The 11,969-nt window shown below is 70.7% G+C and carries 9 protein-coding genes; 3 read left to right on the forward strand and 6 right to left on the reverse strand.

Going from position 1 to position 11,969, the window contains the following annotated elements:
- Window positions 1-4: 4 nt before the first annotated feature.
- A complete protein-coding gene (locus E0E30_RS12855) occupies window positions 5-1,945 on the reverse strand; it encodes a penicillin-binding transpeptidase domain-containing protein (protein ID WP_130866608.1) in 1,941 nt (646 codons plus the stop codon).
- A 142-nt stretch (window positions 1,946-2,087) separates the two neighbouring features.
- Here E0E30_RS12855 and E0E30_RS12860 point away from each other — a divergent pair, with 142 nt between their 5' ends.
- A complete protein-coding gene (locus E0E30_RS12860) occupies window positions 2,088-2,759 on the forward strand; it encodes a suppressor of fused domain protein (protein WP_130866609.1) in 672 nt (223 codons plus the stop codon).
- Here E0E30_RS12860 and E0E30_RS12865 read toward each other — a convergent pair.
- The 5 genes from E0E30_RS12865 to E0E30_RS12885 form a co-directional block, all read right to left on the reverse strand.
- Window positions 2,726-3,751, reverse strand: a complete 1,026-nt coding sequence (locus E0E30_RS12865) for a LacI family DNA-binding transcriptional regulator (protein WP_210115898.1) — start codon at window positions 3,749-3,751, stop codon at window positions 2,726-2,728. The two genes, E0E30_RS12860 and E0E30_RS12865, sit on opposite strands and share 34 nt — an antisense overlap.
- Window positions 3,752-3,973: 222 nt before the next feature.
- Window positions 3,974-4,909: an endonuclease domain-containing protein gene (locus E0E30_RS12870; protein WP_130866611.1), complete on the reverse strand. Its 936-nt coding sequence runs from the start codon at window positions 4,907-4,909 to the stop codon at window positions 3,974-3,976.
- 437 nt (window positions 4,910-5,346) lie between these two features.
- Window positions 5,347-6,756, reverse strand: a complete 1,410-nt coding sequence (gene fumC / locus E0E30_RS12875; RefSeq protein WP_130866612.1) for a class II fumarate hydratase — start codon at window positions 6,754-6,756, stop codon at window positions 5,347-5,349.
- Between the two features lie 133 nt (window positions 6,757-6,889).
- Window positions 6,890-7,504: a TetR/AcrR family transcriptional regulator gene (locus tag E0E30_RS13525; RefSeq protein ID WP_210115830.1), complete on the reverse strand. Its 615-nt coding sequence runs from the start codon at window positions 7,502-7,504 to the stop codon at window positions 6,890-6,892.
- Entirely contained in the window at window positions 7,501-9,696 is a 2,196-nt protein-coding gene (locus E0E30_RS12885; protein WP_210115831.1) for an MDR family MFS transporter, read from the reverse strand. The genes E0E30_RS13525 and E0E30_RS12885 overlap by 4 nt, the downstream gene beginning before the upstream one ends.
- A gap of 266 nt (window positions 9,697-9,962) precedes the next feature.
- Between E0E30_RS12885 and E0E30_RS12890 the strand changes: the two genes are divergently transcribed.
- Entirely contained in the window at window positions 9,963-11,414 is a 1,452-nt protein-coding gene (locus tag E0E30_RS12890; protein WP_167853955.1) for a ferredoxin reductase family protein, read from the forward strand.
- A complete protein-coding gene (locus E0E30_RS12895) occupies window positions 11,411-11,947 on the forward strand; it encodes an FMN-binding protein (RefSeq protein ID WP_210115832.1) in 537 nt (178 codons plus the stop codon). Before E0E30_RS12890 ends, E0E30_RS12895 begins: the two co-directional genes overlap by 4 nt.
- The last annotated feature ends 22 nt before the right edge of the window (window positions 11,948-11,969 follow it).

Raw genomic sequence — 11,969 nt, forward strand, 5'->3', positions numbered from 1 at the left:
CGCCTCAGGACCAGAAGGCCTTGAGCAGCGGACCGGCCGTCCCCGACCCCGACTCACCGACCTCGACCATGACCGCCGCAGCCATCGTCGAGGTGTACGCGATCATCCACGCATGGGTCTTGAGCTTGCCGGCGGCCCCGAACTCGGCGGTGCCGGTCTTGGCGCCGGTCGCCAGCCCCGCGAGCACCCGCCCGGACCCCGAGGTCACGGTGAGTTCCATGGCCCGACGCAGGTTGGCGACCTCCGTCGTCGACAGGGCCCTGGCCGTCGACGTCGGGCGGTGGCCCTCGATGAGCCACGGGATGACGGTGCGTCCGGCAGCCACGGAGGCCGCGACCCCGGCCATCGCCATGGGGGAGGCGAGCACCCCGCCCTGGCCGATCATGTCGGAGGCCAGGACGTCGGCGGCGGTCGTGTCGTCGATGGTGCCGTAGTAGGCGGGGAAGCCGGCGTCGTGGTCGGTGCCGACCCCCAGGCTCGACGCCGCCTGGCGCAGGGAGGCGGCGGTGACCTTGGCGTGCTGGGAGATGAAGGCCGTGTTGCACGACTGGGCGAAGGCCTCCGACAGCGGGATCGACCCCTCGTGGCTGCTCGAGTAGTCGGCGTAGTTCTTGAACGACCGACCGTTGACGGTGACCGTCGGGGTGCAGGCCACCGTCGAGTCGACGGTCATCCCGGCCCGCAGCAGGGCCAGGGTGGTGGCCACCTTGAACGTCGACCCGGGGGCGTACTGGCCGGTCGTGGCGAAGGACTCGGCGCCGGCGGCCGACGAGTTCGCGGCGGCGAGAATGCCGCCGGTGGCCGGGTCGACGGCCACCAGGCAGGCGACGCCGGAAGCCTTGGTGAGGACGGCCTCGGCCTTCGTCTGCCAGGTGACGTCGAGGGTGGTGCGCAGAGGGGTGCCGTCGACCTTGCGGACGTCGAAGAGTTGCCGGGGCACCGCGGTCGTCGACTCGGTCGGGCCCGAGGAGCTCGTCGGGCCGGCCGAGGCGGACGCCGTGGAACTCGTGCGGGCGACGAGGTGGATCGAGTGGCCGGCCTTGCCGCGCAGCTGGGCGTCGTATCGACGCTGCAGGCCGGACCGTCCGACGACGTCGCCCTCGGCGATCTCCCCCTTGCCGGCGGTGACGTCCGCCTCCTGGGCCTGACCCGAGGTGCCGAGGATGCCGATGGCGAAGGTGCGCGTGGGGGCGAGCCAACCCTGCCGGTCGACGATGCCGACCCCGGGCACCTGGCCGAGGTTGCGCGGGATGTCCTGCTCGCGCAGGGTGATGGCCACGACGAAGGCCTGCGCCCCGGCGGCCTGGACCTTCGCCGCGTACTGCGTCGGGTCGATGGCGACGAGCTTGGCCAGGGTGGCCGCGGCGGAGGCCCACTGGTTCTTGGCCAGGTGCGACTTGTCGATGCCGATGTCGTGGATCGTCTGCTGGCAGACGAGTTCACGTCCCTTGGCCCCGGTGATCGCCGCTCGCGAGCCGGGGGTGCGGGTGTGGCGCAGTCGGGTCGACGCGGTGAGGTCCGGGTGGACGATGGCCGGGTCCCAGCGCACCTTCCACAGGCCGGAGTCCCTGACGAGGTGGGCGGTCGAGGAGAAGCGCCAGGTGCCCGACCCCAGGGTGAGGGCGTGGGCCAGGGTGACAGTGACGGCGTCACCATCGGCGGTCAGGGAGGTCACCGTCGTCGTCGGACGCAGCCCGTCCATCCCGGACATGATCGTCGTGAGGTCGGCCGTGGCGCGGACCCGGTCGTCGAGGTCGACCCCCGACAGGTCGCCGCTGGTGAGACCCTTGGCCAGATCGGTGGCCAGGGTGCGGGCGGCGGCGTCGACCGTGGCCGAACCCGTGCCTCCGGTGCCGCGGCAGGCCGACAGGGTCGCCAGACCCACCGCCGCCCCTGCCAGGGCGGCGCCGAAGGTGCGACGGGGCACGACGTGGTCGGGCGTCATGGTGACCTCCTGAGCTCCGGGTCCATGTAAGCACACGCCCGGGACAGTCCTGCGACAGCACCGTCGCGGGACGTCTCCGCAGCGTGACCTGCCCACGGCCCGGGGTTCGAGGTCGGTGGGCGTCCGTGACAGTATTCAGGGCATGAGTGAGGACCACGTGCGCCCTGACAATCCCCAGGAGACCTCCCCGGTGAGCCCGGAGGACCTGCCCGAGCATCTGGCGGTGCCGACGCAGATGCCCCCGACCGGACCGGCGGTCGCCGACGCCGCCGTCAAGGCCATCGGCGGCACCCCGAGCGCCGACGCCATGATCGACGGCGAGGGCAGACTGCGGGTCGACGTCCTGTCCCTGCAGGACGCCCCCGCCCCCGGCTGGCGGACGTGGTCGACGGTGAGCCTGCACGTCCTGCCCAACCTCATCCCGCTGCAGTCGGGGGAGTCGACCGATGTGCGCGCCGAGCTCATGACGGTCGGCGCCCCCGGGTCCGAGGTCATGGGCAAGGTGCTGGGATCCTGCGCCTTCGCGGTGCTCCAGGACCACTGGCTCATGGCCCCGGGGATCGTCTTCGGCGGGGTCGTGGCGATGTACGACCCGGAGACGACCACCCCACACCTCATGTGGGTGCATCCCTTCACCGCCCAGGGGCTTGACCGGGTCGAGGTCGACGAGTTGCGCGTCCACTGGCTCATGGGCATGCCCATCACCGAGGCCGAGCGGGTGTGGCTCGAGGCCAACGGGTTCGACGCCTTCGTCGATCTGCTCGACGCGGGGAAGGTCAACTACTCCGACCTGAGGCGTCCCTCGGTCGTCTGAGGAGCGGGGCCGGCCGACTCGCGCCAGATGACCTCGACCGGCTGGACGAGATGGGTGTCGGTGAGTTCCTCGCCGCGGATCTGGCGGGTGAGAAGGGTCGCCATGGCGGCGCCCAGGGCGCGCGGGTCGGCCCGGACGGTCGCGATGGCCGGGGTCCACATGGTGGCCAGGGGGGCGTCGTCGAAGCCGACGACGGCGACATCCTCGGGCACCGCTCGGCCTCGGGCACGTAGGGTGTCGATGGCCCCGGTCGCCAGCAGGTCCGAGGCGGCGACGACGGCGTCCAGGTCGGGGGCCCGGGTGAGCAGTTCGTCCATGGCGGCAGCCCCGGCCTCGGCGCTCCATCGCTGTGCCGGGACGCTCACGGGGTCGGGGTCGTCGGACAGGGCGTCGAGGAAGCCTTTGTGGCGCAGGGCCGAGACCGGGGCGATGCTGGGACCGGCCAGCTCCACGATGCGACGGCGTCCGGCCCGACGCAGCATCGAGGTGATCTGCCGGCTGCCGGCCTGCGAGTCGGTGTCGACCGAGGGCACCGTCGACCCGGCGACCGGGGTGGAGGCGGTGACCAGGGGGATACCGGTGCGAGCCAAGGTGGAGACGATGGGGTCGTCGGTGACCATGGCGACCAGGAGCACCCCGTCGAAGGATCCTCCGCGCACCAGGGAGATGACGCGGTCCTCGGACCGGGGCGAGTCGACGAGGGCCTGGAGCATCTGGAGTCCGTCGAGGGAGAACTGCGCATTGGCCCCCGCGGCGATGCCGGCCAGGGCGGCGTCGGTGTAGAAGGCCTCGGCGCGCTCCCGGGCGATGAGGCCGACGGTCCCGGTCGAGCTGTTGCGCAGGGAGCGGGCCAGTCGATTGGGCACGTAGCCGGTCTCGGAGATGGCCTGCCGGACGAGGGCGACGGTCTCGGCGGCGACGTTGTCGTGGCCGTTGAGCACCCGGGACACCGTGGCGTGGGAGACCCCGGCGACCCGTGCGACGTCGTGCACGGTGGGGCGGGAGCTGGGCATGGCGACCTCCGGTTGCTGGTGGGGACGTCGGGGCCGACGTTGGGCCAGCGGTCCCCCTCATGGAAGGTACACGTGTACGAGCGGCGTCGCGAAACGTGTCGTGGGGTGGGCGTGGGGGCCGCGAGGCACAGCTTCGGCAGAGGGTGTCGGGAAATCCCCCGGAGCGCGCGATTCGTCCCCTGGAGGGGAACTTCTCCCCGCTCACGGTGATTTCCCGACATCGGGGAGTCGACCCCGCCGGAGTTCCGCGTTGGTCGGGAGGGCCACGGGACGGTGGCGGCGGTGGAGCCGGGTGCAGATGAGCTCGAGCACGGCCCGCGGGTCGACCCGGATCATCGCCGGTGTGACGTGGAGCACCGTCCATCCCCCGCGGCCGATGCGCGCGGCTCGCCTCATGGTGGCCTCGTAGGCGTCCCGGGAGCCATGGAAGGAGTAGCTGTCCACCTCGACGACGAGGTGTTCGTCGTCGAAGAGCAGGTCGGCGACCTGGTCGTGGTCGTCGGCGCGGATCTCGGCGTTGGCCCGCCAGCCTCGCACCCGGGCCTCGCGGAGGAGACGGTGCAGTTCGAGCTCGGCCATCGACCACGGTTCGTCGCGGACCAGCCGCAGCACCTGGTCGACGGGGCCCCGCCCGTGGAGCCGGGCGGCCTCGGCGCGTACGGCACGAGGCTCATCGATGGTGACGATGCGTTGTCGGAAGAGATGGAAGAGCGGTTCCCAGTCAACGCGCGCCGCGCAACCCAGGACCGCGACGGCGGGGTGGACGCACGTGGCCTCGGCGGTGACGTGGCGGTGGGGCGGCGACGGGGTGCCGCGATGGAACCGCAGCAGCCCGCGATCGGGCAGGTGATGGTCGAGACGGACGTCGATCCTCTCGATCCCCTCGCCCCCGGGCAACGGGACGTGGCACGAGGCGAGCGCCGCCCGGCCGTCGAGGACGGCGTCGGGCCGCCACAGGTGGACGGCGCGCAGCCAGGCGCCGGGGTGGCCGGCGAGGGCGCCATCCATGATGACGCCGGGCAGCGGTCGGATGACGAGGCCGCGCCTCACGGCGCGGCAGGCCTGGGCCTCGGACGCGGCTCCGGCGGGCACGCGCATGACTCCGTGGTGGTCCTCAAGGGTGTGCATGATCCTCATACCCCAGTTGTCGTGGCACGGGCCCGGATCCGGCACCCAGTTCCAGATCTGTGGACAACGCACACGATGGGTGGGCCAGGTTGTCCACAGGGGACGGGTGGAGCACGTGCACGGGGGTCGGCGCCCGGCGACGTGTGTGAGGAAAATCCCCGGAGCGGGCGATTCCTCCCTTGGAGGGGAACTTCTCCTCGCTCACGGTGATTTCCTGACAGTGTCCGTCGGTGCCCCAGGTGGTGCGACGCGGTGCGAGCAGCGGGACGCCCGAGGCGCGGTGGCCCTGACCGCGGCAGCCGAGGATGTGGAGCGCCACGAGACGGCGGGGCGCCGGGCCCTCCCGNGCGCCGGACCTTCCGGTCCGGCGCACCGCCGTGAATGAGGGCTGTCGGGCTCAGGGCGCGCCCATCGCGACGCCCCGCTCCCGGACGAGGATCAGTCGGTCACTCCTGGGCGGCCGAGGGGTGGGTCATGTCGGCGGGAACGACCCACTTGTCGAAGTCCTCCTCGCTCATCCCGCCGACGGTGAGGGCGGACTCACGCAGCGAGATCCCCTCGTGGTGGGCGTTCTTGGCGATCTTCGAGGCCAGGTCGTACCCGATGTGCCGGTTGAGGGCCGTGACCTGCATGAGGTTCTTGTCGAGGTTCTCCTTGATCTTGGCCTCGTTGGGCTCGATGCCGTAGGCGCAGTGCTTGTCGAAGGACACGCAGGCGTCCGCCAGCAGGCGGATCGACTCGAGGCAGGCGTGCGCCATGACCGGCTTGAAGACGTTGAGCTGGAAGTTGCCCTGGGAACCGGCGAAGCCGACGGTCGCGTCGTTGCCGAAGACGCGGGTGGCGACCATCGTCATGGCCTCGCACTGGGTCGGGTTGACCTTGCCGGGCATGATCGACGAGCCGGGCTCGTTCTCGGGGATGAGCAGCTCACCGATGCCGTTGCGCGGGCCGGAGGCGTACCAGCGGACGTCGTTGGCGATCTTCATGAGGGCGTCGCCGAGCACCCGCAGCGACCCGGACACCTGGACCAGCGCGTCGTGGGCCGACAGGGCGGCGAAGAGGTTGGCGGCCTGGGTGAACTCCAGCCCGGTCTCCTCCGAGACGTGCTTGGCGACGGTCTGGCCGAACTTCGGGTGCGCATTGAGGCCGGTCCCGACGGCGGTGCCGCCGATGGCCAGTTCACGGGCCCGCGAGTCGGCGTAGTGGATGCCGTCGAGGGCGAAGTCGAGCTGGGCGACCCAGCCGCTGATGACCTGGCCCAGGCGGATCGGGGTGGCGTCCTGCAGGTGGGTGCGGCCGACCATGACGACGTCGTCGTACTGCTTGGCCTTGGCGTCGAGCGTGTCACGCAGCTGCTTGACGGCCGGGTAGAGGCGCTCGTTGATCTCGAGGACGACGGCGATGTGCATCGCGGTGGGGAAGGTGTCGTTGGAGGACTGGCCGCGGTTGACGTGGTCGTTGGGGTGCACCGGGGTCTTGGAGCCGCGCTCGCCGCCGGCGATCTCGATGGCCCGGTTGCTGATGACCTCGTTGGTGTTCATGTTCGACTGGGTGCCCGAACCGGTCTGGAAGACGACCAGCGGGAACTCGGCGTCGAGCTTGCCCGCGATGACCTCGTCGGCGGCCCGGATGATGAGGTCGGCGACGTCGCCGGGCAGCTCACCGAGCTCCTTGTTGGCCTGGGCGGCGGACTTCTTGAGGATGCCCAGGGCGCGGATCATGTCGCGTCCCCACACGAAGGTGTCGCGCCCGATCTCGAAGTTGTGGAGGGAACGCTCGGTCTGGGCTCCCCAGTAGTGCTCCGCGGGCACCTCGATGGTGCCCATGCTGTCTTTCTCAGTGCGCATCTCTGCCATGCCGCAAGCCTACTTGGGGCCCTCGGGCGGCGGGCCCGGGGGAGGGGGAGTGACGTGGCGGAGAGCCCCGGTGGGCCCGGGGCACGATGGGCAGCGCCCGCCGGGTACTCCCCACCTGAGCCCGACCCACCCGTCAGGAGGTGAACCCGAACCCTCCCGAGAGGTGCCGGTCGCGTGCGTACTCCCCGATCATGCCGACCGCCTCTCGCAACCGTTGGCCCAGGGTCGGACCCTCGGCCGGACCGCCCGACTGGATGACGAGCCCGAAGGCGGACATGACCAGGGCGACCGCCAGCCGCCCCTCGAAGGGGTCGTCGACCCGCTGCCGGGTGAGCCGCTTGAGCTCGTCACGCACCGGGCCCATCCGGTGCCGGGCGTCCTCGACGAGGTCGGGGTGGGCCCGGAAGATGGCGTGGACCCGGGCCATCTCGGAGGGCACCGACAGCTGCGACGCCAGGAGGTCGCACAGGTCGGCGACGAGGTCGCCGTCGCTGGCGAGGAAGGCCTGTCGGCGTTCGTCGTCCAGGGGGACGATGGTGACGCCGAGGATGGCGGCCGCCTTCGACGGGTAGTAGTTGAAGAAGGTCCGCGCCGAGATGCCGACCTCCTCGCTGATCGTCTCGACCGTCGCCGCGTCGATCCCGCGCTCCTCGGACTGCCGCAGGGCGACCTCGTGGATCGCGGCGCTCGTGGCCCGCTTCTTGCGCTCCCGCAGGCCCTCGGCGGGGCACCGTCCGTGGCCGGTCACGCCGGGTCCCCGCTCACGCCCAGGCCGGGGCCCGAGCCGAGGGCGGCGCGACGAGGACGTCCGGGTTCGCCGGCCGTGCCGGAGGATCCCTGGGGCCGACGCGGACCGGCCGCCCGGCGCGGGCCCGACCCGGTCCCCGTCGTGTCCTCGACGCCCGCCTCGAGGCTGCTGCCGGAGGGCTCGGAGGGAGCCAGGTCGTCGTCACCGGAGCCCTGCTCCATCTCGGCGGCGCGCTCCTCGAGGGCCGAGCGCTCGCGCAGCGGCGGCACCTTGAAGAACCACGAGAGCACGAAGGTGAAGGCGATGACGCCGAAGCCGATCCAGTAGATGACCCGGGCCGCGGAGTTGAACCCGTCGAGGAAGGGCTGGGTGAGGCGCTCGTCGGCGCCGTTGAGGAAGGAGGTGTCCGACATCGAGCTGGACGACGTCGTCGACCCGGAGGAGCTGCGGATCGTCGCGGCGAGCTTGGGAGCCAGCTGGTCGACGGCGTGGTTGCGCTGGGAGGCGTTCGACCAGTCGATGGTGAGCTTGCCGTCGACGACGCTGACGTGCTGCTGCTGCGCGACCTTGGCCAGGGCCTGGGCCTGAGCCTGGGTGGTGGCCTCCTTGATCTTCGCCTGGGCAGCGGCCAGGGCGGCCTGACGCTGGTCGGCCGGCAGCTTGGCCAGGGCCTGCGCCTGGCTCGCGGAAGCAGCCTTGGCCTTGGCCTCGACGGCGTCCTGCACCTGGGCGTCAACGGCAGCGGTCGCCTTGGCGAGTTGCTGGGTGTAATTCGCCTTGATGTTCGAGGTGATCGGCGTCCAGACCTTCTCCATGATGCCGGCGTTCTGCGGGGCCGAGGCGACCGAGGGGTCGAGGGCCGCCGACAGGGAGGTCCTGAGCATGGCCTCGTCACCCATGTTCTTCTGGATGTTCGTCGGCATGACCTGGAAGAGCACCGACAGGAGGACGGCGGTGCCCAGGGTGCCGCCGATCTGGCGGAAGAAGGTCGCACCGCTGGTGGCCACGCCGATGTCGCGGCCGGCGACGGCGTTCTGGCTGGCCTGGGTGAGGGTCTGCATGAGTTGGCCGAGGCCCAGACCGAGGATGAACATGGCCAGGGCGGTCGTCCAGAAGGGCCGGCCGACCGACCAGATGAGCAGGAGGAAGGCGACGGCCGTCATGCCCGAGCCGATCCGGGAGAAGAACCCGTAGCGGCCGGTGCGGGCGATGACCAGGCCGACGGTGATGCTGGCGGTCATGATGCCCAGGACCATCGGCAGGGTGGCGAAGCCGGACTCGGTGGGCGACATGCCCTTGACGATCTGCAGGTACATGGGGATCGTCATCATGGCGCCGAACATGCCGAAGCCGACGAGCAGACCCAGCAGCGAGGCCATCGAGAACCCGTGCGACCGGAAGAGCTTGAGCGGGATGATGGCGTACTCGCCGGCGACGCGCTCGGCGAGGATGAAGGCGGCCAGCCCGACGGCCGAGGTGATGTAGCAGGCGATGGAGCCGGCCGACGTCCAGCCCCAGCTGCGACCCTGCTCGGCCACCAGGAGCAGCGGGACGAGGGCGACGACGACCGTCGTGGCGCCCCACCAGTCGACCGGGTGGTGGGCATGGGAGGTCACCCTGGGCAGGTGGAGGAAGGTGAAGAGCATGAAGAGGGCGAAGGCCCCGATCGGCACGTTGATGAGGAACACCCAGCGCCAGCCGGCGATCCAGAGGATCTCGTGGGCGTCGGCGAAGATGCCACCGACGAGGGGGCCGACGACCGTGGAGACGCCGAAGACGGCCAGGAAGTAGCCCTGGTACTTGGCGCGCTCACGCGGCGGCATGATGTCGCCCATGATGGCCAGCGGCAGCGACATGAGGCCGCCGGCGCCGATGCCCTGGAAGGCCCGGAACCCGGCCAGCATGAGCATCGAGGTCGAGAAGCTCGACGCGAAGGAGCCGAGGACGAAGATCGACACCGAGGTGATGAACAGCCCGCGTCGTCCGAAGATGTCGGAGAGCTTGCCGTAGATCGGCGTCATGATGGTCGAGGTGATGAGGTAGGCCGTCGTCACCCAGGCCTGCTTGTCCAGTCCGTTGAGATCGTCACCGATGGTGCGGATGGCGGTCGAGACGACGGTCTGGTCGAGCGAGCTGAGGAACATGCACGACATGAGTGCGAAGACGACCAGCTGGATCTGGCGATGTGTCATGAGCGCCCCGGAGGTGTCCGGCTGGCGCGCAGGGGTTGACTGGGACAATTCTCACCTGTGCTGTCGAAGGGGGGAGGCCGCGGACCGCGCGACGAGAGATCCCGCCGGGACGGTCGCGTCGCTGCGGGTCGGACCCGCCCGTCGGCGAGCCGAAGATGACAGTAGCGCAGATTTGCAGTGCTGCAAAAACTGTGGGTTCCGTGAGTCATCCCCGACTTTCAGCATCGACACATCGAGCGCACAGACTCCGTCGCTGTCATGGAGCCATGTCAACGACCACGTGGCGGGCACAGACCCCGTCGGCGCCGACCATGCGGGCCCCTCAGCGGGTCATCACCGCATCGGACACCGGTGCACCCACACCCGCCCGTCGGGTCCATCGCGCCTGGCGGCGTGACGTCGTCGAGTTCAGCGGATGGCTGAGCATCGCCCTGGCCGTGGGGATCTACCTGGCCGGACGCAGCTCGGCGGACTGGTCGAGTGCCTCGGCCGCCCTCACCACCCTCGGCATGGTCTCCGGCCTCGTGGCCACCGACCTCTTCGTCCTCCAGCTCCTCCTGGCGGCGCGGATCCCCTTCGTCGACCACGCCATGGGCCACGACCGCGCCCTGGCCCACCACCGGCGCCTCACCGTCTGGTCGATGAGTCTGGTCGGGGTGCACGTCGTCGCCCTCACGGCGTCCTGGAGCCTCGATGCGAACGGACTGTTCCGGGGCGTCGCCGACCTGTGGTCGACCGCGGACATCCCGCTTGCCGTCCTGGGCCTGGGGCTGCTCTGCGCGGTCGGCGTCTCCAGTTTCGAGGCGGCCCGACGGCGTCTGCCCCATGAGGTGTGGTACGTCATCCACCTGCTCACCTACGCCGGCATCGGCGCGTCCATCCCGCACATGTTCTCCGACTCCCGGCTGCTCGTCGGGGGAGCCAAGGTGTACTGGGCGGCCCTGCTCCTCGTCACCGGCTTCTGCCTGCTGACCTTCCGGTGGGTCCTGCCGCTGGCCCAGTCCCTGGAGCATCGGCTCGTCGTCGACCAGGTGCGATGGGTGACCCCCGACAGCGTCGAGATCTCCATGACCGGACGCGACCTGTCCGGCCTGGGCGGCGAGGCCGGTCAGTTCCTCACCTGGCGGTTCCTCGACCCGCGCCTGGTCTGGCACGCCCATCCACTCAGCCTCTCGGCAGCCCCGGACGGACGGCGTCTGCGGGTGACGATGCGCATCCTCGGCCGCGGCACCGACCAGATCGCCCACCGGCTGCGTCCCGGCACGAAGGTGCTGGCAGCCGGCCCCTACGGCATCATGACCGCCTCCTCGGGCACGAGCGACGCCGTCGTCCTGGCCGGGTCGGGCGTCGGCCTGGCGCCCATCCGAGCCCTCCTCGAGACCGTCGACGTCGTGCCCGGCCGGGCCCTCCTCATCGCCCGTGCCTCCCGACGCGAGGACCTCGTCCACCACGACGAGATCGTCGACCTGTGCCGCGAGCGCGGCGTCCGCCTGGTGACCCTCGTCGGCCACCGTTTCCACCCCGGCCCCGGACGTCCGGCGGCCCGGTCCTGGACCCCGGACAACTCCCCGGTCCAGCTGTCCCAACTGGCCCCCTGGGTGCGTCAGGCAGATCTCTACGTCTGCGGCCCACAGGCATGGACCGACGAGTTCGTCGCCGAGGCCAGGGCGATCGGGGTCCCCGATCGCCAGATCCACGAAGAAAGGTTCTCCTGGTGAGCGTCAAGGCGAAAGCAGCAGCAGCGGTGGCGTCCGCGGGGGTGCTCCTCGCTGCCTGGAACATCGGCACCGACAACGGCCGGACGGCCGAGGCCACCTCGGTCATGACGACGGCTCCGGCGACCTCGAGCACGTCGGGCTCCACCTCCACGACGGCGTCCGGTTCGGGCACGAGTTCGGACGCCACCTCGTCCAGCTCCACCACCTCGTCCAGCACATCGACCTCGTCCAGTTCGAGCAGCTCGTCCTCGAGCAGCTCCAAGAACGGCACCTACACCGGCGACGCCGTCTCCTTCCGGTACGGCACCATCCAGGTGTCGGTGACGTACCAGAACGGGAAGATCACCTCGGTCACCGAGAACGTCCAGAGCGACGGATCACCGAGGTCCGACGAGATCGACCAGGTCGCCGTCCCCATGTTGCGCCAGGAGGTCCTGTCGGCCCAGAGCGCGGACACCGCGACCGTCTCCGGGGCGACCTTCACCTCGCAGGCCTACCAGCAGTCCCTCCAATCGGCCATCGACAAGGCCTGACCGTCCACTGACCCGTACCTCA

The sequence above is a fragment of the Acidipropionibacterium timonense genome, assembly GCF_900605005.1.
In the GTDB taxonomy this organism is placed as follows: Bacteria; Actinomycetota; Actinomycetes; order Propionibacteriales; family Propionibacteriaceae; genus Cutibacterium; species Cutibacterium timonense.